This window comes from Thiobacter subterraneus, assembly GCF_055379455.1.
The window spans coordinates 2,150,034-2,172,060 of record NZ_AP042402.1 but is presented as its reverse complement, the minus strand read 5'-3'; the positions used below and the strand labels follow the sequence as shown (position 1 = coordinate 2,172,060).

Genomic DNA, 22,027 nt, shown 5'->3' with positions numbered 1-22,027 from the left:
ACGTGAGTCCGAACTATAGGACCAATGGCCATATAAGGGATAGTGAAAGTTTTTGATGATTAGGATAAGCTATCGCTTATCTTATAGCGAACCTCCGCCATGCTGCACGTCACCTTTCGCCAGCTTTCCGTGTTCGAGGCCGTGGCCCGCCACCTGAGCTTCTCGCGCGCGGCCCAGGAGCTGCATTTGACCCAGCCTGCGGTCTCCATGCAGATCAAGCAACTGGAGGAAAACGTGGGCACCGCCCTGTTCGAGCAGCTGGGCAAGAAGATCTATCTCACCGAGGCCGGGCACGAGCTCTACCACTACAGCCGCACCATCGCCCAGCAGCTCAACGAGCTGGAGGCGGTGCTCTCGGAACTGAAGGGCCTCAAGCGCGGCAAGCTGAAGATCTCCGTGGCCAGTACCGCCAACTATTTCGCGCCCCAGCTTCTGGCCACCTTCAGCCAGCGTTTCCCCACCATCACCGTCAGCCTCAACGTGACCAACCGCCAAACCCTGCTGATGCAGCTGGCGAACAACGAGATGGACATGGCCATCATGGGCCAGCCGCCGGAGGGGCTGGACTTGGTGGCGGAATCCTTCATGGAAAACCCGCTGGTGGTGATCGCGCCCATGAACCATCCCCTGGCCCGCCAGAAGAACATCCCCCTCGCCCGCCTGGCCCAAGAAACCTTCCTCATGCGGGAGGAGGGCTCGGGCACCCGCATCGCCATGGAACGCTACTTCGAGGCGCACGGCGTGACCATCCAGACGGGCATGGAGATGAGCAGCACCGAGGCCATCAAGCAGGGGGTGCAGGCCGGACTGGGTCTGGGTGTGGTGTCGCTGCACACCATCGAGCTCGAACTTTCCGCACGCCGCCTGCGGGTGCTGGACGTGGAAGGTCTGCCCATCCGCCGTCACTGGCATATCGTCCACCGCAAGGACAAGCGCCTGTCCGCCGCGGCACTGGCCTTCAAGAACTTCCTGCTGGACGAGGCGACGGCGGTATTGTCCCGCCCGGTGGCGTGAGCCCGTCGCCGCCCGCACCGTAGCGTGCTTCCAGGGCGGCAAGCGCCAGGTCCTTGGTGGCGAACAGGTGATCCGGCGGGATCACCTCGGCCAGCCCGCCCCGCTCCAAGGCCGTCCGCACCTGGCGCTTGAGGCCACTGAAATAAAGTTCCACACCACGCGCCTTGAGCTGGCGCGCCACCGCCCGGAGCTGGGCCGCGCAGGAAGCGTCGAGCCCAAAGAAAAAACGGCCCCTTGCGGGGCCGTCCTCATGCGCTGCAGAAAGCCTTGCTCAGTTGACCTTGGGATCCAGCTCGCCCTTGGCGTAGCGGCTGGTCATGGCCTCCAGGGACAGCACCTTGATCTTGGACGCATTGCCGGCGGTGCCAAAGGCTTCGTAGCGCGCCTTGCAGATGTCCTTCATCGCCTTGGTGGCGGCGGTGAGGAATTTGCGCGGGTCGAATTCCTTCTTGTTCTCGGTGAGAAACTTGCGCACCGCACCGGTGGCGGCCATGCGCAGGTCGGTGTCGATGTTCACCTTGCGTACCCCGTGCTTGATGCCCTCGACGATCTCCTCCACCGGCACGCCGTAGGTCTCGCCCATGTCGCCGCCGTATTCGTTGATGATCTTGAGCCACTCCTGCGGCACGGAGGAGGAACCGTGCATCACCAGGTGCACGTTGGGAATGCGGGCATGGATTTCCTTGACCCGGTCGATGGCGAGGATGTCCCCCGTGGGCGGGCGGGTGAACTTGTAGGCGCCATGGGAGGTGCCGATGGCGATGGCCAGGGCATCGACGCCGGTCTTGCGCACGAAATCCGCGGCCTCATTGGGGTCGGTGAGCAGCTTGGAGTGGTCCAGGGTGCCCTCGGCGCCGATGCCGTCTTCCTCGCCGGCCTTGCCGGTTTCCAGGGAACCCAGGCAGCCCAGCTCGCCTTCCACGGAAACGCCGCAGGCATGCGCGATTTCCACCACCTTGCGCGTGACTTCCACGTTGTACTCGTAGCTGGAGGGCGTCTTGCCGTCTTCCAGCAGGGAGCCGTCCATCATCACGGAGGAGAAGCCCAGCTGGATGGAACGCACGCACACGGCGGGCGAGGTACCATGGTCCTGGTGCATGCAGACGGGAATGTGGGGCCACTCCTCGATGGCGGCCAGGATCAGGTGGCGCAGGAAGGGCGCGCCCGCGTACTTGCGCGCGCCGGCGGAGGCCTGCACGATCACCGGGCTGTCGGTTTCATCGGCGGCTTCCATGATGGCGCGCATCTGTTCCAGGTTGTTGACGTTGAATGCCGGCACGCCGTAGCCATGTTCGGCCGCGTGGTCCAGCAGTTGGCGCAGGGTGATCAGTGCCATTGCTTTCTCCTTGAGGTTTTGACTAAACGTTTCGGGCAGCCCGGCGCGGCCAGGTCAGGTTCACCGGTCACGCCTTTCTGTGGTCGCCCACCCGCACGATGCGCATGGTGTTGGTCCCTCCGGATTTGCCGATGGCCTCACCGAAGGTGATGATGATCAGGTCGCCGTCACGCACCGCGCCCCGGCGGCGCAGTTCGTCTTCCGCCTCGACCAGGAGCTGTTCCCGATCCTTCGTCGTGGTCTTGAAATTGACGGGATAGACGCCGCGAAACAAGGTCAACTTTCTACGGGTTTCGACTTCGGGTGTCAAGGCGTAGATCGGCACCTCGGCGTGCATGCGCGACATCCACAGCGCCGTGGAACCGGACTGGGTCAGGGCGCAGATGGCCTTTACCTTGATGTGGTTGGCGGTGAACATGGCGGACATGGCGATGGCCTCATCCGCCCGGTCGAACTGTTTCTTCACCTTGTACTGGCTCATGAAGGAGATGTCCACCTCCTTCTCGGCCTCGGCGCAGATCCGGTCCATGGCGGCGATGGTCTCCACCGGGTACTTGCCCGCCGCGGTTTCCGCCGAGAGCATCACCGCGTCCGTGCCGTCCAGCACCGCGTTGGCCACGTCCGACACTTCCGCCCGGGTGGGGATGGGGTTTTCGATCATGGATTCCATCATCTGCGTGGCGATGATGGCGAGCTTGTTCTTCTGGCGCGCGAGGCGAATCATCTTTTTCTGCAGGCCCGGCACCGCGGCATCGCCCACTTCCACGCCCAAATCGCCCCGGGCCACCATGATGGCGTCCGCCGCGTCGATGATTTCATCGAGGGCGGCCACTGCTTCGGCGCGCTCGATCTTGGCGATGATCTGGCCGCGGCCACCCGCCTCGCGCAGCAGGCGGCGTGCGCGTTCGATGTCCTCGCCGCTGCGGGGGAAAGACACCGCCAGGTAATCGGTCTTGAAGGCGGCCGCGGTACGGATGTCCTCCAGGTCTTTTTCGGTGAGCGCGGGCGCCGACAGCCCGCCGCCCAGGCGGTTGATGCCCTTGTTGTTGGACAGCACGCCACCCTGCACCACGCTGCAGATGATTTCCGAGCCGCGCACCTCCTCCACCCACATGGTGATGCGGCCGTCGTCGAGCAGCAGCGTGTCGCCGCGATGCACGTCGCGCGGCAGGTCCTTGTAGTCCAGGCCCACCCGCTCCTGGTTGCCCAGGGCACACTGGGCATCGAGGATGAAACGGTCACCGCTGTTGAGGGTGACGGAGCCCTGCGCGAACTTGCCGATGCGGATCTTGGGTCCCTGCAGGTCGGCCAGCACACCCACGGTCTTGCCGCGGGCGCGGGCCAGGGAGCGGATCATCTCGGCACGACGGGTATGATCCTCCGCCGTGCCGTGGGAGAAATTGAGACGCACCACGTCGAGCCCGGCGGCGATCATCTTGTCGAGGATCTTGGGATCGTCCGAGGCGGGGCCGAGGGTGGCGACGATTTTGGTTCTGCGTTGCATAGATTTGGGGGAGCAGTGAACGGTGGGCGGTGAGCTGAAAGGCCGAGGCGGGGAGCGCGGGGGCGCCGGGCCCCGCCCGCTCACCGCGCCCGGTTCCTGCGTCCTGCTTACCCCTTGGCCCGTTCTTCCAGGATCGCCACGGCCGGCAGGGTCTTGCCTTCCAGGTATTCCAGGAAGGCGCCGCCCGCCGTGGAGATGTAGGACACCTTGTCATAGATGCCGTATTTCTGGATGGCGGCGATGGTGTCGCCGCCGCCCGCGAGGGTGAAGGCCTTGGTGGCGGCGATGGCCTCCGCGATTTTCTTGGTGCCCTCACCGAACTGGTCGAACTCGAACACACCCACCGGACCGTTCCAGACCACGGTGCCAGCCGCCATGATGATGTCAGCCAGCTCCTGGGCGCTCCGGGGCCCGATGTCGAAGATCATGTCGTCATCGGCCACGTCCTTCACGTCCTTCAACACCGCCGGTTCGCTGGCGTCGAATTTCTTGCCCACCACCACGTCCACCGGGATGGGAATGCGCGCCCCCCGCGCCGACATTTTTTCCATGAGCGCCTTGGCGGTGGGGACCAGATCATCCTCGCACAGGGATTTGCCCACGTTGTAGCCGGCCGCCTTGATGAAGGTGTTGGCGATACCGCCTCCCACCACCAGCTGGTCCACCTTTTCCGACAGGGACTCCAGCACGGTGAGCTTGGTGGACACCTTGGAGCCGCCGACGATGGCGACCATGGGCCGCTCCGGGTTGGCGAGGGCTTTTTCCAGGGCCTCCAGCTCCTGCATGAGAAGCAGACCCGCGCAGGCCACCGGCGCGTACTTGGCGATGCCGTGGGTGGACGCTTCCGCGCGATGCGCGGTGCCGAAGGCATCCATCACGAAGACGTCGCACAGGGCGGCGTATTTCTTCGCCAGCTCGTCGTCGTTCTTCTTCTCGCCCTTGTTGATGCGCACGTTTTCCAGCACCACCAGCTCGCCTTCGGCCACGTCGAAGCCGCCGTCCACCCAGTTGCGGATCAGGCGCACCGGCTTGCCCAGGCGCTGGGAGATGTTGTCGGCAACCGGCTTGAGGGAGTTCTCCTCCGAGAATTCGCCTTCGGTCGGCCGGCCCAGGTGGGAAGTCACCATGACGCGCGCGCCCTGTTTCAGGCAGTACTCGATGGTGGCCATGGAGGCGGCGATGCGCGCATCACTGGTGACCTTGCCGTCCTTGACCGGGACGTTGAGGTCGGCACGGATGAACACGCGCTTGCCCTTGAGGTCGAGATCGGTGAGCTTGATGACGGACATGGTTCTCTCCTGATTGCGATAAGGTGTAGGGCATGGCGAGCGGCCATGCCTTACAGCTCACCGCCTGCATGGCAGAGGGGGCCGCCGGGCGGCCCCCCCCGTCACCTTACTTGGCGATGTGCTCGGCGAAGCGGAGCATGTTGCAGGTGTAGCCGTACTCGTTGTCGTACCAGGCCACCACCTTGACGAAGGTGTCATCCAGGGCGATGCCGGCTTCGGCATCGAAGATGGACGAATAGCCGCAGCCGCGGAAATCGGTGGAGACCACCTTCTCGTCCGTGTAACCCAGGGTGCGGGAAATGTCGCCTTCCTGGGAGGCCTTCTTCATGGCGGCGCAGATTTCCTCGTACTTGGCGGGTTTTTCCAGCTCCACGGTCAGGTCCACGACGGACACGTCGGAGGTGGGCACACGGAAGGCCATACCGGTGAGCTTGCCGTTGAGCTCGGGCAACACCTTGCCCACCGCCTTGGCCGCACCGGTGGAGGAAGGAATGATGTTTTCCAGGATGCCGCGGCCGCCGCGCCAGTCCTTCTTGGAAGGACCGTCCACGGTCTTCTGGGTGGCGGTGGCGGCATGCACGGTGGACATCAGCCCACGCTTGATGCCCCAGTTGTCATGGAGCACCTTGGCCACCGGCGCAAGGCAGTTGGTGGTGCAGGAGGCGGCGGAGACGATGGCCTGGCCGGCGTAGCTGTTGTGGTTCACGCCGTACACGAACATGGGCGTCTTGTCCTTGGACGGCGCGGACATGATGACCTTCTTGGCGCCGGCCTTGAGGTGGGCCTGGCAGGATTCCTCATCCAGGAAAAAGCCGGTGCACTCGAGGACGAGGTCGGCACCGGCTTCATTCCATTTCAGGTTGGCGGGATCCTTCTCGGCGGTGAGGCGGATCTTCTTGCCATTGACGATCAGGTAGTTCCCATCCACCTTGATGTCACCGTTGAAACGCCCGTGCACCGAGTCATAGCGCAGCATGTAGGCCAGATAATCCGGCTCCAGCAGGTCGTTGATGGCGACCACTTCCAGATTGGGAAACTCCTTCGCGATGGCGCGGAACGCCATGCGGCCGATGCGCCCGAAGCCGTTGATGCCGACTTTGATTGCCATGATTCGCTCTCCTTAGGGTAAAAGAACAGAAATCCTGCAGCCACGGGGCACGCGCCACGGCCGAGGGCCGTCCGCGTGCCCGGCGGCGTTTCAGAGAATGCTCTTGACGGTATTCACCACGTTCTCGACGGTGAAGCCGAACTCCTTGAACAGGTCGGCTGCAGGCGCGGATTCACCGAAGCGGTTCATGCCGATGATGGCGCCGCTCTCGCCCACGTACTTGTACCAGCCGTCGGTCACGCCGGCCTCGATGGCCACGCGCTTGACGCCCCTGGGCAGCACGCTGTCCCGGTAGGCCTGGTCCTGACGGTCGAAGGTGGTGGTGGAAGGCATGGACACCACGCGCGTGGGAATGCCCTGCTCGTCCAGAACCTTCTTGGCATCCAGCGCGAGCTGGACTTCCGAGCCGGTGGCGATCAGCACCACCTTGGGATTGGCCGCATCGGCGAGCACGTAGCCCCCCCGGCGGATGGCCTCGATCTGCTCCGGCGTGCGCTTCTGGAACTTGAGGTTCTGGCGGGAGAGGATGAGGCTGGTGGGCCCGTCCTTCTTCTCCACCGCGGCCACCCACGCCTGCATGGTCTCCACGGTGTCGCAGGGCCGCCAGACCTCCATGTTGGGCATCAGCCGGAGGGTGGCGGTCTGCTCCACCGGCTGGTGGGTGGGCCCGTCCTCGCCCAGACCGATGGAGTCATGGGTGAACACGTGGATCACACGCTGTTTCATGAGCGCGGCCATGCGCAGGGCGTTGCGGGAATATTCGGAGAACATCAGGAAGGTGCCGCCGAAGGGCAGCACGCCGCCGTGCAGCGCCATGCCGTTCATGATGGCGGCCATGCCGAACTCGCGCACGCCGTAGCTGAAGTAGTTGCCGATCTTCTTGCCGTGGGTGTGATGGCAGCCGGTCCAGTTGGTGAGGTTGGAGCCGGTCAGGTCGGCGGAGCCGCCCACGAACTCGGGCAGCACCGGCGCCAGGGCATTGATGGCGATCTGGGACGCCTTGCGGGTGGCCACGCTTTCCGCCTTCTCGTTGATGGCGGCCAGGGCCTGCGCCACGTGTTCCTTCCAGTTGGCCGGCAGCTCGCCCTTCATGCGCCGCTCGAACTCGGCCGCCTCGGCGGGGTAGGCCTTCTTGTATTCCGCGAACTTGTTGTTCCAGAGGTTTTCCAGCCCCTGGCCCTTGGTGCGGCAGTCCCAGCCCTCGTAGATGTCCTGGGGAATTTCGAAGGGCGGATAGGTCCAGCCCAGATGCTTGCGCGTGGCTTCCACCTCGGCCTCCCCGAGGGCGGCGCCATGGACGTCATGGGTGCCTTCCTTGTTGGGGGAACCCTTGCCGATGATGGTCTTGCAGCAGATCAGGGTGGGCTTGTCCTTGGACTCCTTGGCGGCGCGGATGGCGGCATCCACGGCCGCCGGGTCGTGGCCGTCCACGTTGCGGATCACGTTCCAGCCGTAGGCCTCGAAGCGGCCCGGCGTGTCGTCGGTGAACCAGCCATCCACGTGACCGTCGATGGAAATGCCGTTGTCGTCGTAGATGGCGATCAGCTTGTTGAGGCCCCAGGTGCCGGCCAGGGAGCAGGCCTCGTGGGAAATGCCCTCCATCATGCAGCCATCGCCCAGGAACACGTAGGTGTAGTGGTCCACGATCTCATGGCCGGGCCTGTTGAACTGCTGGGCCAGGATCTTTTCCGCGAGCGCCATGCCCACGGCGTTGGAAATGCCCTGACCCAGGGGGCCGGTGGTGGTCTCCACGCCGGGGGTGTAGCCGTATTCCGGATGCCCGGGTGTCTTGGAATGGAGCTGACGGAAGCGCTTGATCTCCTCCATGGGCAGGTCGTAGCCCGTCAGATGCAGCAGGGCATAGAGCAGCATGGAGCCATGCCCGTTGGAGAGCACGAAGCGGTCGCGGTCCGGCCACTTGGGATTGTTGGGGTTGTGGCGCAGGTGGTGGTTCCAGAGCACCTCGGCGATCTCCGCCATGCCCATGGGCGCGCCGGGATGGCCGGATTTGGCCTTTTCCACGGCGTCGATGGCCAGAATGCGAATCGCGTTGGCCAGGTCTTTGCGAGTTGCCATGTCAGAACATCCTTCTGTTTTTGGGAAACCTACTCCACCCGGCGACCTCGGCCGGGCAACTCCGTCGCATCGTGTCGTGCTGGGCGGGTATTGGGGTCGGAATGAAACCGGGGCGCCAGCCGTGCCCCGCTGGGACGCGGAGTCTTCTTAAGCGAAAGCTGAAATTATCCCCTACCCGGCCAAAGCTTGGCAACAGGAGAAGATTGACGAATTTTCAATGGCTTAGAGAGGTGTGCGGCGAAGGGTGGCCGGGATTCACCGTGGCTGGCGCACCCAGTCCCGCCACGCCTCGAAGGTCGGGCCGTGCCAGGCGGCGATGACCGAGCGTTTCCAGGGGTTGGTTGACCAGAAGTCGTCGGTATCGAGGGTGGCGAGCCGCCCGCCCGCCTCTTCCAGGATCAGGGCACCGGCGGCGTAGTCCCACAGCTTCTGCCCGCCGTGGAGATAGATGTCGAAGCGGCCGGCGGCGACGAAGCACCAGTCCAGGGCACTGGAACCGAAGTTGCGCTGGGAACTGTAGGGCGGCCGGGCGGCGAGCTCGGCCGCGAGCCTGCGGTCCAGGCGCTTGAGATCCACCCCTGCCAGGGCGGCGCGCAAATTGCGCGGCGGCCGCTCCTTGATGGGCAGGCGTTCCCCGTTGAGGAAGGCGCCGCGGCCGCGCTCGGCCCAGAACATTTCGTCCAGTTCCGGGGCGTAGATGACGCCCAGCTCGGGCCGGCCCTCGCGCAGGAAACCAATGGACACCGCAAAGTAGGGCAGGCCGTTGACGAAGTTGGACGTGCCGTCGATGGGGTCGATCACCCACAGCCCTTCCCGCCCTGCCTGCCACAGGCGCTGCTGTTCCTCGGCACCCATCTCCTCCCCCAGCACGGGGCAGTCGGCGATCTCCCGCAGCTCCCGCACGAGGGCGGCCTGGGCCTCGGTGTCGGCGATGGTGCACAGGCTGCCGTCCACCTTGTGCTCATGGGCCACCCGCAGGTAGCGGGGCACGATCTCGTGCTGCGCGACCTGCTTGGTGACCCGGATGATGGCGGCGAGCATGCCGTCGGAACGGAAACTCACGCGCCCCCGTTCTTCCACTTGATGGAACAGCCCATGCTGGGAATCTGCTCCGCCGGCCCGCGGCCGGTGCGGGCGATCTGCACCATGGCCTCATAGAGTTCGCGGCGCGCATCTTCGGGGGCGGTTTCCTTGCGCGAGGCATCGAGCCGGCCGCGATACTGCAGCTCCAGATCGGCGTTGAAGCCGAAGAAGTCCGGTGTGCACACGGCGCCATAGGCGCGCGCCACTTCCTGGCTCTCGTCGTACAGGTAGGGGAAGGGGTAGCCGTATTCCGCCGCCACCTGTTTCATGGCCTCGAAGGAGTCCTCCGGATACTGGCTGGCGTCGTTGGAATTGATCGCCACGACGCCGATGCCTTCCGCCGCCAGGTCGCGCGCGTCGCGGATGATGCGGCTGCGCACGGCCTTGACATAGGGGCAGTGGTTGCAGATGAACATGACCAGCAGGCCGCGCGGGCCGCGCGTGCTGGCCAGCGTGTGGCGCCTGCCATCAACACCGGGCAGATCGAAGTCCGGCGCCTTGCGCCCGAACTCGCAGACAGGAGTGGTGAGACTGACCATCGAAGTCCTCCCGAAAAAACAGGGCTCAGGCCGGCAGTGTATAACGGCCCCTCGGGATTCCACCAGTCCGCCCCGGGGCCGCGCGGCTTGGATCGCCAAAGGGTGCGTGCTAGCATCCGCTGGGAACCGCCCCGTCTTGCGTGCATGAGAACGACCACGCTCCGCCTGCTGCTGTGTCTGCTGCTGTTGTGCCTGCCCGCCCTTCCGGCACAGGCCCAGACGCCCGCCACGGCGCCGCTGGAGATCGGGGTTTTCCCCTACCTTTCCACGCGCACCCTGCTCACCACCTGGCAGCCGCTGCAAACCTTCCTGGAAAGCCGGCTGGGTCGGCCGGTCGTGGTGGTCACCGCCCCGGACATGCGCACCTTCGTGGAACGCACCCTCACCGGCACCTATCCGCTGGTGGTGACCGCGCCCCATTTCGCGCGCCTGGCGCAGCTGGAGGCGGGCTACCAGCCCCTGCTGCGCGCCCAGCGGGATCTCGCGGCGGTGTTCATAGCCGAGCGCGGCGGCCCGGTGCGCAGTCTGGCCGATCTGCGCGGCAGGCAGGTGGCCACGCCGGATGGTCTGGCCATCGTCACCCAGCTGGCGGTGAACCTGCTGCGGGAGCACGGGCTTTCCCCCGGCCGCGACGTGGTGCTCAGGGAAATGCCCAGCCACAATTCCGCAGCCCTGGCGGTGCGCCAGGGCGCCGTGGCTGCCGCCGCCATCTCCAACACCGCCTTCCTGCAGCTGCCGCCAGACCAGCGCGCGGGGCTGGCGATGCTCGCCCGCAGCGATGCCGTGCCCCACGTGATGATCCTGGCCCGACGGGATATGGGGACAGGGGAAACCGAGCGCTTCGCGCGGCTGATTCGGGAATTCGTCGAACAGACGCCCGAGGGGCGGGAGTTCATCGACCGGCTGGGCTACCTCGGGCTGCGTCCGCCCACCGACGCCGAGCTCAAGAGCCTGGATGCCTATCTGCCGGCGCTGCGCGCCGCCCTGGGCGCACCGCGCTGAGTCCCGTGCGTCTGCCCCGCTTCTACTGTCCCGGCCCGCTCGCTGTTGGCGCGCGCCTGGCCCTGCCGCCGGAGGCGGCACACCATGCGTTGCGTGTCCTGCGCATGAAGGAAGGCGAGGCCCTGCGGGTGTTCGACGGCCAGGGTCGTGAATTCCACGCCCGTATCCAGCAGATCCAGCGCGGCGAGGTGCGGGTCAGCTTGGAAGAAGCCGCCGCCAGCGACCGGGAGCCGCCCCTGACGGTGATCCTCGCCCAGGGCATTTCCAGCGGCGAACGCATGGACTATACGCTGCAGAAGGCGGTGGAGTTGGGCGTGGCCGGGATCTCGCCCATCGCAGCGGAGCGCAGCGTGGTGCGGCTCGTGGGGGAGCGCGCGGAGAAGCGCCTGCTGCACTGGCGGCGGGTGGTGATCGCTGCCTGCGAACAGAGCGGCCGCAGCCGGGTGCCGCCGGTACACCCGCCCGAGACGCTCCCAGACTGGCTCGCGCACCTGGAACCCGGCGGTGTGCGGCTGATGCTCGCCCCGGACGCCGACACGCGCCTGCGGGATCTACCCCCACCCCGGGGCCCGGTACTGCTGCTGGTGGGACCGGAAGGGGGCCTGAGCGAGGCGGAGCGCAGCGTCGCGGTGAGCCAGGGTTTCCTGCCGCTGCGGCTCGGACCGCGCATCCTGCGCACCGAGACCGCCGCCCTGGCCGCCCTGGCCGCCATGCACGCGCTGTGGGGCGATTTCTGAGCGCCAGTCGATTACACTTCAAATCCTGCGAGCGACCCCGGCATGACCAACAAAACCAATTCCAAGCGGCGCAGCCCGGCCAGAAGCCAGGACTTCGTCAACTGGTTCCGCTCCGCCGCGCCCTACATCCACGCCTTCGGCGGGCGCACCTTCGTCATCGCCTTCGGTGGCGAGGTGGTGAGCGAGGGGGATTTCGTGCGCCTCGCCCACGACATCAACCTGCTCAACGCCCTGGATGTGCGCGTGGTGCTGGTGCACGGCGCGCGCCCCCAGATCGAGGCCGAGCTCAGGGAACGGGGCGTGGCCATGAAATACGCGGGAAGCCTGCGCATCACCGACGCCGAGGCCCTGGCCTGCGTCAAGGAGGCCGCGGGTTCGGTGCGGGTGGAAATCGAGGCGCTGCTGTCCATGGGTCTGCCCAATTCGCCCATGGCAGGAGCCGACATCCGGGTGGCCAGCGGCAACTTCGTCACCGCCCAGCCCATGGGCGTGCGCGAGGGCGTGGACCTGCAGCACACGGGCGAAGTGCGCAAGATCGACGCCACGGCCATCCAGCGCCGGCTGGACCAAAACGAGATCGTGCTGCTTTCGCCCGTGGGTTACTCGCCCACGGGCGAGGTGTTCAACCTTACCCTGGAGGACGTGGCCACCGCCGCCGCCATCGCCCTCAAGGCGGAAAAACTCATCTTCCTGATGGAAACGCCCGGCGTCACCGACCGCAAGGGTAGGCTGCTCAAGGAACTCACCACCCAGCAGGCGGAGCAGGTGCTGCGGGGGCTGAAGGACGCCAGCTCCGACGTCGCCCTGTACCTGCCCTATGCGGTCAAGGCCTGCCGCAACGGCGTCGGCCGTGCCCACCTCATCAGCCGGCACCTGGACGGCGCCATCATCCAGGAGCTGTTCACCCGGGAAGGGGTGGGCACCATGATCACCCGGGAGCCGGTGGAACATTTCCGGCAGGCCACCATCGACGACGTGGGCGGCATCCTGGCCCTGATCGAGCCGCTGGAGGCCGAGGGCATCCTCGTGCGCCGCTCCCGGGAACTCCTGGAAATGGAGATCGACCGTTTCTACGTGCTGGACCACGACGGCATCATCATCGGCTGCGCCGCCCTGTATCCCTTCCCGGAAGAGAAGGCCGCGGAACTGGCCTGCCTCGCCGTGCACCCGGATTATCGCGATGCCGGCCGCGGCACCCTGATCCTGACCCGCATGGAGGAAATCGCGCGGCGCAGGAAATTGAAGCGCCTGTTCGTGCTCACCACGCGCACCTCCCACTGGTTCGTGGAACACGGTTTCGTGGAAACCGGCGTGGAGGCCCTGCCGCAGCAGAAGCAGGCCCTCTACAACTACCAGCGCCGCTCCAAGGTCTTCGTCAAGCAATTGTGACGGCGCGACCCGCGACGCACCTGGCCCCGAGCATTTTTCACCAGGCGCGCCCATGCTAGCATTCCTCCGATAACAAGAAACCACCGGGTCTGCATGTCCGATTCCCGGGGCGACGGAGGAGCATGGACCACAAACCCCACGACACCAGGGCGCACGGCTTCGCGCCCACGCCTGCGCCGGGCGGCAGGCAGCCGCGGCCATGATGCGCCTGTTTCACTCCCTGCGCTTCCGCCTGGTGGCGGTCACCGCCCTGGTGCAGCTCGCCATCGTCGGCCTGCTGCTTGCCAATGGCGCACGCCTGGTGGACGACAGCCTCACCGCCCAGGCGCAGGCCCGCAACCGGGAGCTGCAACCCCTCTTGCGCGCCGCCCTGGCCGGCCCCCTGGCCCAGCGCGACTATGCCACCCTGCAGGAGATCCTGACCGAGCTGCAAAGCCGGGAGGGGCTGCCCTATCTCGTGCTGCTCGACAATCTGGGACGCCTTGCCGCCTCGGCGGGCTGGGACCGCGCAAGCCCCCTGCCGTCGGTGGACGCCGAGACCAGCCTCGGCCGCGGCGAGGTGTTCCACACCCGCATGCCCATTGCCGTTGCCGGCGTGGTGCATGGCGAACTGCGCTACGGCCTGTCCACCCGGTTGCTGAAGGACACGCAGCGCAAGCTCCTGCGCGACGGCGTCACCATCGCCCTAGCCGTGATGCTGCTGTCGCTGCTGCTGCTGGCCCTGCTCGGCTATTGGCTCACCCGCCCGCTGGCGCTGCTCACCCAGGCCAGCCAGCAGGTGGCTGCCGGCCACTTCGACATCCGGCTGCCGGTCCAGGGCCAGGACGAGGTGGCCAGCCTCACCCGCAGCTTCAACCAGATGTCGGCGGCGGTGCAAAGCCGCGTGCAGGCACTGCGGGACAGCGAACGCCGGTTCCATGCCATCGCCGATTACACCTATGACTGGGAATCGTGGCTTGCGCCCGACGGCAGGCTGGTGTGGGTGAATCCCTCCGTGCGCCGTATCACCGGCTACACGCCGGAAGAAGTGATGGCGATGGCGGACTACCCCCTGCCTTTGCTTCCGCCCGAGGACCGCGAGACCGTCTATGCGGATTTCAAGCGCGCCATCGGCGGCACGTCCGGCGACAACTACGAGCTGCGCATCCGGCGCAAGGACGGCAGCGTGGTGTGGTGTTCCGCCGCCTGGCAGCCCATCTATGGCAGCCAGGGCGAGTACCTGGGCATCCGCATGGGCATCCGCGACATCTCGGAGCTCAAGGAATCCCAGTTCGTGCTGCAGGAGGCGATCGAGGAACTGAAGCAGTCGGAGGACATCCAGCGCCGCCTGCTGGAACAGGCACGCCAGGAACAGGCGCGTCTGGCCTCGCTGCTGTCGGCCATGAACATCGGCATCCTGTTCGAGAGTGCGGAGAACCGGGTGATCTACGTCAACGCCGCCTTCCGCCGCATCTGGCTGATCCGGGACGGCGTCGATCTCACCGGCCGGCTGACCACCGATGTGCTGGCCTACTCCGCCAACGTGCTGGCACGTCCCGACCATTTTTCCCGTCACGTGCTGGAGGTGACGGGCACCCACGAGGTGAGCGAAACCTTCGAGATCACCATGGCCGACGGCCGCGTGGTGACCCAGGTCTCCTACCCGGTGCGCGACGTGGAAGGCCGCTTCATCGGCCGCCTGTGGATCTATGAGGACGTGACCCGCGAGCGGCAGACCGCGGAACAGCTCATCTACCTGGCGGAGCGCGATTCCCTCACCGGCCTGTACAACCGCCACCGCTTCCAGGAGGAGCTGTCACGCATGATGGCCGACGTGGACCGGCGCAATTCCCACGGCGCGCTGCTCTTTTTCGACCTGGATGAATTCAAGTACGTGAACGACACCTTCGGCCATCGCGCCGGGGACGCCATGCTGATCCGCGTGGCGGGCGAGGTGAGCGCCCTGGTCCGGCGCAACGAGATTTTCGCCCGCCTGGGGGGCGACGAGTTCGCGGTGCTGCTGCCGGACGCGGGCGAAAAGGAAGCCGCCATGCTGGGCGAGCGCATCGTGCGCGCCATTTCCCAGATTCCCTTCCGTTTCGAGGGGCAGAACATCCGCCTCACCACCAGCCTGGGCATCGCCCTCTATCCCGAACATGCGGACAACGCGGAAGAGCTGATCGCCCACGCCGACACCGCCATGTATCAGGCCAAGGAGGCGGGCAAGAATGCCTGGCGGGTGTATCGCGCCGACCTCGACACCTCGCGCCAGATGCTGTCGCGCCTGACCTGGAACGAGCGCATCGTCAACGCCCTGGAGAAGGGGCTGCTGCGCCTGCACTTCCAGGGTGTGTACGGCGCGCAGGACGGGCGGCTGTCCCACCTGGAAGTGCTGGTGCGCATGGTGGACGAAGCCGATCCCGAGCGCCTGATCATGCCCGGCCATTTCATCCCGGTGGCGGAGGCCAGCGGCAAGATCCTGGACATCGACCGATGGGTGATTGCGGAGAGCGTCAAGCTTCTGGCCGGGGCACCGGAGGTGCCGTCGCTGGCGGTGAACATCTCGGGCCGCTCCTTCGACGATCCGCTTCTGCCCCAGTTCATCAGCGAGACCCTGACCCGTCACGGCGTGGAACCCTACCGGCTAATGGTGGAACTGACGGAAACCGCGGCGGTGTCCGACCTGCACGATGCCCAGCGCTTCATCGAGGCGCTGCACGTGACCGGCTGCCGCATCTGCCTGGACGATTTCGGCAGCGGCTTTTCCTCGTTCGCCTACCTCAAGCACCTCAAGGCCGACATCCTCAAGATCGACGGCCTGTTCATCCGCGACCTGCCCAACGACTACGACAACCAGGTGTTCGTCAAGGCCATCGTGGACGTGGCGCGCGGCATGCGCAAGACCGTGATCGCGGAATACGTGGAGGACGCGGAAACCCTGGCCATGCTGCGCGGCTTCGGCGTGGACCTGGTCCAGGGCTATCACCTGGACATGCCCCGTGCCGACCATCCGGCGCTGTCCGGCGCACAGGCCTGAGGCGCGCGGGTTTTGCGCTATCATTCCGGCTTTGCAACCCGCGAGGAAATCCCCATGGCGAGAATGGTTCATTGCGTCAAGCTCGGACGCGAAGCGGAAGGGCTGGACTTCCCCCCCTATCCCGGCGAGCTGGGCAAGCGGATCTTCGAGAACGTGTCCAAGGAGGCGTGGCAGGGCTGGATCCGCCTGCAGACCATGCTGGTGAACGAGAACCGGCTCAACCTGGCCGATCCCCGGGCACGCAAATACCTCATGGAACAGATGGAAGCCTATTTCTTCGGCCCGGGGGCGGACATGCCGGCGGGCTACGTGCCGCCGCGGAGCAAATAGGGTTCCCTTCGGGGCAGGCCGCCCGTCACACTGCCGTCACACACCCCGCCTAGCATGGTGGGCCGCCCGGGGCACGGGGTCCCGGTGCCTTGCCCGGACGTCCCACCATGTCCCGCCAGACGACCACCGTCGAAAAAGCCTCCCAGGCGGTTCCACCGCCCCAGGATGCCTCTTTCCGAATCCTGCGTGACATCCTGGATCACGAGCGCTTGACCGCCGTGTTCCAGCCCATCATCGACCTAAAAAATGGCGCGATCATGGGCTACGAAGGCCTGATCCGCGGTCCCTCCAACACGCCGCTGCAGTCGCCGCTCGCCCTCTTTGGCGTCGCCCAGCGTCATGGCCTGTCGCTCGACCTGGAACGCGTCTGCCGCAAGGTGGTACTCGGCAGCTTCGCCGCGCGCGACCTGCCGGGGCGGCTGTTTCTCAATGTCGATCCGGAATGCCTGCTGCAGCCGGGCTTCACCCGGGGCGAAACGCTGCGCCTGCTGGAGGCGCTGGGCCTGAGCCCCGATCGCATCATCATCGAGCTCACCGAGCACCGGCCCACGCTGGACTACGAGGTGCTGCGCGCAGCCACGGATCATTACCGGGAAATGGGTTTCCAGATCGCCATCGACGATCTGGGCGAAGGTTTCTCCGGCCTGCGTCTGTGGTCGGAGCTGCGCCCGGCCTTCGTCAAGGTCGACCGCCATTTCGTCGAGGGGGTCAACCGGGATCCGGTGAAGCACAAGTTTCTGGAATCCATCCAGCGCATCGCCGAACAGGCCCGCTCCACGGTCATCGCCGAAGGCATCGAGACCGAGGCGGAGCTGTGCACGGTGCGCGAAATCGGCATTGGCCTGGGTCAGGGTTACGTGATCGCACGCCCGTCCGCCACCCCCGCCTCGACCTTGTCACCGGCACTCAGCGAGATTTTCCGGAAGCCACCGCTGCCGGCGGGGAAAAACGGCCCCCTGCACCGGGTCACCGCCGGCGCCCTGCTGATCGAGGCGCCCTGCGTCTCGCCGCGAACATCCAATACCGAAGTGCAGCGGCTGTTCATGGAGCGGCGGGACCTGCCCGCCCTGCCGGTGGTGGAAGACGGCATCCCGGTAGGTCTCATCAACCGCCACCGTTTCCTGGAGATCGCCACCCAGCGCTTCTTCCTGGAACTGCACGGACGCAAGCCCTGCCGGGTCTTCATGGACTCCCTTCCCCTGGTGGTGGACCGCAACATGAGCATCCAGGATCTGTCGCGCCTGGTGGTGACCAGTGACCGCCGTTACCTGGCGGAAGGTTTCATCCTGACGGAAGGTGGCCGTTACGCGGGCATCGGCACCAGCCACGATCTGATCCTTCACATCACCGAGCTGCAGATCACGGCGGCCCGCTATGCCAACCCCCTCACCCTGCTGCCGGGCAACGTACCCATCAGCGAGCACATGAACCGCCTGCTCCAGGGCAGGATCCCTTTCACCGTGGCCTACGTGGACCTCAATGCCTTCAAGGCCTTCAACGACCGCTACGGCTACCGCCGCGGCGACGACGCCATCCAGACCCTGGCGCGGGTGCTGGTGGCCCACACCGACGCGGAGCGGGATTTCGTCGGTCACATCGGCGGCGACGACTTCATCGTCCTGTTCCAGAGCTCCGACTGGGAACACCGTGCCCGCAGTATCGTCGCCAGGTTCGCCGAGGAGGTGGCGCCCCTGTTCCGGCCCGAGGACCGCGCGGCGGGCGGTTATGTGATGGAGGATCGCCAGGGCCGCCACGTGTTCCATCCCCTGGTATCAGTGGCCATCGGCTGTGTGGAAATCCCGCCGGGCGTCTTCCGCACGGAACACGAGGTCGCGGACGTCGCGGCCGAGGCCAAGAAGGCCGCCAAGCGGACCCCCGACGGGGTGTTCGTCAACCGGCGCCGCTACGCTCCACGCACCGACTGAGGCCGCATCCCGCGGGCGGGCTTGTCACGAAAGTGTCATAATCCACCGCATCGCGCCCGCTAAAATCGGGCGCTTTCGGTGGTTTCCCCATGCTTGCCCCCCCTGGCCCGGAGCTCTTCCTCAACCGCGAGCTGTCCCAGCTCGCCTTCAACCGTCGTGTGCTGGCGCTGGCGGAGGATCCGACGACCCCGCTGCTGGAGCGTCTGCGCTTCCTGTGCATCGTCTCCAGCAATCTCGACGAGTTTTTCGAGATTCGGGTGGCGGGGCTCAAGCAGCAGATCGCCTGGGGCGGCGTGCCCGGCCCGGACGGCCTGCCCGCGCGCGAGGTGTTCCGGCGCGTCTCGGCCGCGGCGCACGCCCTGATCGCGCGCCAGTACCAGCTCCTCAACGAGGACATCCTGCCGGCCCTGGCGCAGGAGGGCATCCGCTTTCTGCGCCGCACCCACTGGAACGCCGCCCAGGCGGAATGGGTGCGCCGCTATTTCTTCGAGCAGGTGATGCCGGTGCTCACCCCCATCGGCCTGGATCCGGCCCATCCCTTCCCCCGGGTGCTCAACAAGTCCCTCAACTTCGCGGTGGAGCTGGAGGGCCGCGACGCCTTCGGCCGCAGCTCCGGCACCGCCATCGTGCAGGCGCCGCGCGTGCTGCCGCGGGTGATCCGCATGCCCTCGGACATCGCCGGCTGTGACTACGGCTTCGTGTTCCTGTCCTCCATCCTGCACGCCCACGTGGGCGAGCTGTTCGCAGGCATGACGGTGAAGGGTTGCTACCAGTTCCGCGTCACCCGCAACAGCGACCTGTTCGTGGACGAGGAGGAGATCACCAACCTGCGGGAAGCCCTGCAGGGCGAGCTGCCCCATCGCCAGTTCGGCGATGCGGTGCGTCTGGAGGTGGCGGACAACTGCCCGGAGGAAATGGCCCGCTTCCTGCTCTCCCAGTTCCGTCTGGGAGCCGAGGATCTCTACCAGGTGCACGGGCTGGTGAACCTGGTGCGCCTGATACAGGTGCCGGACTGGGTGGACCGTCCCGATCTCAAGTATCCCCCCTTCGTGCCGGGGCTGCCGCCGGCGCTGGCCCAGGCCAAGGATGAGGACCTGTTCGCGGTGATCCGGCGGGGTGACGTGCTGCTGCACCACCCGTTCCAGTCCTTCAGCCCGGTGATCGAATTCATCCAGCAGGCGGCGCGCGATCCCAATGTGCTGTCCATCCGGCAGACGGTTTACCGCACCGGCACCGATTCGGAAATCATGGAAGCGCTGATCGACGCGGCCCGCCGTGGCAAGGAGGTGACGGTGGTGGTGGAACTGCTCGCCCGCTTCGACGAGCAGGCCAACATCAACTGGGCGGAGAAGCTGGAGGAGGCCGGGGCCCACGTGGTGTACGGCGTGGTGGGCTACAAGACCCACGCCAAGATGGCGCTGGTGGTGCGCCGCGAGGGCAACACCCTGCGCCGCTACTGCCATCTGGGCACCGGCAACTACCATCCGCGCACCACCAAGCTCTACACCGATCTGGGACTGCTCACCGCCCACGAGGGCATCTGCGCCGACGTGGCCCAGATCTTCGTGCAGCTCACGGGCCTGGGCCACGCAGGCAATCTGGCCCATCTCTGGCAGGCGCCCTTTACCCTGGCGGCCAACCTGCTCGCGGCCATCGCCCGGGAGGCCGAGCACGCCCGGGCCGGGCGCCGCGCGCGCATCGTGGCCAAGATGAACGCCCTGGTGGAGCCCCAGGTGATCCAGGCCCTGTACGAGGCTTCCCAGGCGGGGGTGGAGATCGATCTCATCGTGCGCGGCGTGTGCGCCCTGCGCCCGCGCTTGCCCGGGGTGTCCGAACGCATCCGGGTGCGCTCCGTGGTGGGGCGGTTCCTGGAACACAGCCGCATCTTCTGGTTTCGCAACGACGGTGCCGATGACGTCTGGCTGGCCAGCGCCGACTGGATGCACCGCAACCTGTTCCGCCGCATCGAGGTGGCCTTCCCCGTGCTGGACCCGCGGCTCAAGCGGCGCGTGATCCGCGAGGGGCTGCTGCCCTATCTCCAGGACAACGTCCAGGCCTGGGACATGCGCCCCGACGGCGAATACCAGCGCCTGTCGCCCCGGCGCGGCAAGGCACGGTGTGCCCAGAGCACCCTACTCGCCCAGCTCGCGCGGGCCAAGCCGGATGGCTGAGGAAACCGAACTCAAGCTGCGCCTGACGCAGGCCGACCTCCGGGGCCTGCGTGCCGCCCTCACCCGCCTTGCCCACGCCCCGCCGGTGAACCAGCATCTGGTGAGCGTGTACTTCGACACGCCCGACCTCGATCTCCTGCGCCGCGGTTGGGCCCTGCGCGTGCGGCGCGTGGGGCGGCACTGGATACAGACCCTCAAGGGCGGCGGCAATGTTTCCGGCGGCCTGCACCGGCGGGAGGAACGGGAAGCGCGTCTTGCGCGCCCCCTGCCCGATCCCCTGCGCCTGGCCGCGGAGCTGCCGGACATCGCCGCCGATACCCTCACACCCGTTTTCCGCACCGATTTCCGGCGCCAGCTCTGGCATTTTTCCGGGGGCGAAGCGGAGTTCGAGGTCGCCCTCGACCAGGGCGAGATCACTGCCGGCGACCAGAAGGTCCCCGTGCTGGAGCTGGAGCTGGAATTGCGCAGGGGCCCGGTCGCCCGCCTCTACGAGCTCGCCCTCGCACTGGCCCGGGATTTCGCCCTGGCGCCGGAGGCACGCTCCAAGGCGGAACGCGGCTACCAGTTGTTCCAGGGCCTGGTCTGGCAGCCGGTGAAGGCGCAGCCCGTTTCCCTGCCCGAACACGTGACCGTGGAAGACGCCTTCGTGATCCTGGCCGGCCAGTGTCTGGAGCAGATCCAGCGCAACCAGCCGGGTGTGCTGGAAACGGAAGAGGCGGAGTTCGTCCACCAGATGCGCGTGGGACTGCGCCGCCTGCGTGCCCTGTTTCGTCTGTTCCGGCCTGCCCTGGGCGAAGGAGCGATCGCCGCGTGGCGCGAGGACCTGGTGTGGCTGGCCCAGGCCCTGGGCGCGGCCCGGGACTGGGAGGTGCTGGAGGAGGAAGTTCTGCCCGCGTGTGCAAAGGCCCTGACCGGACGCGCCACCCTCACCGATCTGCCGCGGCGCATCCGCCAGCAGCGCCGCGCGGCCCGCAGCCTGGCCCGGGAAGCAGCCGCCTCGCCCCGCTACGGGCAGCTCATGCTGGCGCTTGGCCGCTGGCTCGTGGCGCGGGACTGGCGTGCCGGCCTCGACGAGACCCGGCGCGCACGGCTCGACGAGCCGCTGCGTTCCCAGGCGGTGGCCTGGCTGGAGGCCCGGCACCGGAAACTCCTCGCGCGGGGCCGCCACCTCGCCCGGATGGACGACGCCGCCCGCCACGCCCTGCGCATCCAGGCCAAGCAGATGCGCTACGCGGCGGAATTCCTGGGCAGCCTGTTTGCGGGCAAGGCCGTGCGCCGCTATGTCAAGCTGCTGGCGGGACTGCAGGACGACCTGGGCCGGCTCAATGACCTGGCCGGCGCGGTGGCCCGGGTGCAGGCCCTGTGCGCGCGCAGCCGCGGCAGCCGCTGCCGGGAAGAGGCCGCCCTGTTCACCGGCTGGGCCGCCGCCTCCGTGGCGCAGGCCGTGGGGAACCTGCCCCGCGCGTGGAAACGCCTGCGCCGCTGTCCGATTTTCTGGAAAGACTGAC

The 22,027-nt window shown here is 66.7% G+C and carries 16 protein-coding genes and 1 pseudogene; 9 read left to right on the top strand and 8 right to left on the bottom strand.

Features of this window, described 5'->3' with window-relative positions:
- The first annotated feature begins 99 nt into the window (after nt 1-99).
- Nucleotides 100-1,014 carry a LysR substrate-binding domain-containing protein gene (locus ACZ42P_RS10750; protein ID WP_464897538.1) on the top strand — a complete coding sequence of 305 codons (915 nt, stop codon included), beginning with the start codon at nt 100-102 and terminating at the stop codon, nt 1,012-1,014.
- Here ACZ42P_RS10750 and ACZ42P_RS10745 read toward each other — a convergent pair.
- The 8 genes and pseudogenes from ACZ42P_RS10745 to ACZ42P_RS10710 all read right to left on the bottom strand — a co-directional run.
- Nucleotides 959-1,216: pseudogene (locus ACZ42P_RS10745) on the bottom strand (STAS domain-containing protein); the annotation flags it as partial. The gene ACZ42P_RS10750 and the pseudogene ACZ42P_RS10745 overlap by 56 nt on opposite strands.
- Before the next feature lie 69 nt (nt 1,217-1,285).
- On the bottom strand, nt 1,286-2,350 hold the full coding sequence (fba, locus tag ACZ42P_RS10740; RefSeq protein WP_464897537.1) for a class II fructose-bisphosphate aldolase: 1,065 nt from the start codon (nt 2,348-2,350) through the stop codon (nt 1,286-1,288).
- A gap of 67 nt (nt 2,351-2,417) precedes the next feature.
- Nucleotides 2,418-3,854, bottom strand: coding sequence for a pyruvate kinase (gene pyk / locus ACZ42P_RS10735; protein ID WP_464897536.1), 1,437 nt, complete (start codon nt 3,852-3,854; stop codon nt 2,418-2,420).
- 107 nt (nt 3,855-3,961) lie between these two features.
- Nucleotides 3,962-5,143, bottom strand: a complete 1,182-nt coding sequence (locus ACZ42P_RS10730; protein WP_464897535.1) for a phosphoglycerate kinase — start codon at nt 5,141-5,143, stop codon at nt 3,962-3,964.
- Between the two features lie 106 nt (nt 5,144-5,249).
- Nucleotides 5,250-6,251: a type I glyceraldehyde-3-phosphate dehydrogenase gene (gene gap, locus ACZ42P_RS10725; RefSeq protein WP_464897534.1), complete on the bottom strand. Its 1,002-nt coding sequence runs from the start codon at nt 6,249-6,251 to the stop codon at nt 5,250-5,252.
- A 90-nt stretch (nt 6,252-6,341) separates the two neighbouring features.
- Complete coding sequence (gene tkt, locus ACZ42P_RS10720) at nt 6,342-8,327, bottom strand: transketolase (RefSeq protein WP_464897533.1); 1,986 nt, start codon at nt 8,325-8,327, stop codon at nt 6,342-6,344.
- 255 nt (nt 8,328-8,582) lie between these two features.
- Complete coding sequence (locus ACZ42P_RS10715; RefSeq protein WP_464897532.1) at nt 8,583-9,389, bottom strand: inositol monophosphatase family protein; 807 nt, start codon at nt 9,387-9,389, stop codon at nt 8,583-8,585.
- The gene (locus ACZ42P_RS10710) at nt 9,386-9,949 is read right to left on the bottom strand and encodes a thioredoxin family protein (protein WP_464897531.1); all 564 of its coding nucleotides are present in this window, start codon (nt 9,947-9,949) and stop codon (nt 9,386-9,388) included. The genes ACZ42P_RS10715 and ACZ42P_RS10710 overlap by 4 nt, the downstream gene beginning before the upstream one ends.
- Before the next feature lie 144 nt (nt 9,950-10,093).
- Here ACZ42P_RS10710 and ACZ42P_RS10705 point away from each other — a divergent pair, with 144 nt between their 5' ends.
- The 8 genes from ACZ42P_RS10705 (at nt 10,094) to ACZ42P_RS10670 (ending at nt 22,026) form a co-directional block, all read left to right on the top strand.
- Nucleotides 10,094-10,951 (top strand): phosphate/phosphite/phosphonate ABC transporter substrate-binding protein, encoded by an 858-nt coding sequence (locus tag ACZ42P_RS10705; protein WP_464897530.1) that lies wholly within the window; start codon nt 10,094-10,096, stop codon nt 10,949-10,951.
- Nucleotides 10,952-10,956: 5 nt separating this feature from the next.
- Nucleotides 10,957-11,688 (top strand): 16S rRNA (uracil(1498)-N(3))-methyltransferase, encoded by a 732-nt coding sequence (locus ACZ42P_RS10700; RefSeq protein WP_464897529.1) that lies wholly within the window; start codon nt 10,957-10,959, stop codon nt 11,686-11,688.
- 42 nt (nt 11,689-11,730) lie between these two features.
- Nucleotides 11,731-13,077, top strand: a complete 1,347-nt coding sequence (gene argA / locus ACZ42P_RS10695) for an amino-acid N-acetyltransferase (RefSeq protein WP_464897528.1) — start codon at nt 11,731-11,733, stop codon at nt 13,075-13,077.
- Nucleotides 13,078-13,276: 199 nt separating this feature from the next.
- Nucleotides 13,277-16,093 carry an EAL domain-containing protein gene (locus tag ACZ42P_RS10690; protein WP_464897527.1) on the top strand — a complete coding sequence of 939 codons (2,817 nt, stop codon included), beginning with the start codon at nt 13,277-13,279 and terminating at the stop codon, nt 16,091-16,093.
- 54 nt (nt 16,094-16,147) lie between these two features.
- Complete coding sequence (locus ACZ42P_RS10685) at nt 16,148-16,423, top strand: oxidative damage protection protein (RefSeq protein ID WP_464897526.1); 276 nt, start codon at nt 16,148-16,150, stop codon at nt 16,421-16,423.
- A 107-nt stretch (nt 16,424-16,530) separates the two neighbouring features.
- Nucleotides 16,531-18,348: a GGDEF domain-containing protein gene (locus ACZ42P_RS10680; RefSeq protein WP_464897525.1), complete on the top strand. Its 1,818-nt coding sequence runs from the start codon at nt 16,531-16,533 to the stop codon at nt 18,346-18,348.
- 89 nt (nt 18,349-18,437) lie between these two features.
- A complete protein-coding gene (gene ppk1, locus ACZ42P_RS10675; RefSeq protein ID WP_464897524.1) occupies nt 18,438-20,519 on the top strand; it encodes a polyphosphate kinase 1 in 2,082 nt (693 codons plus the stop codon).
- Complete coding sequence (locus tag ACZ42P_RS10670) at nt 20,512-22,026, top strand: CYTH and CHAD domain-containing protein (RefSeq protein ID WP_464897523.1); 1,515 nt, start codon at nt 20,512-20,514, stop codon at nt 22,024-22,026. Before ppk1 ends, ACZ42P_RS10670 begins: the two co-directional genes overlap by 8 nt.
- Nucleotide 22,027 lies beyond the last annotated feature (1 nt).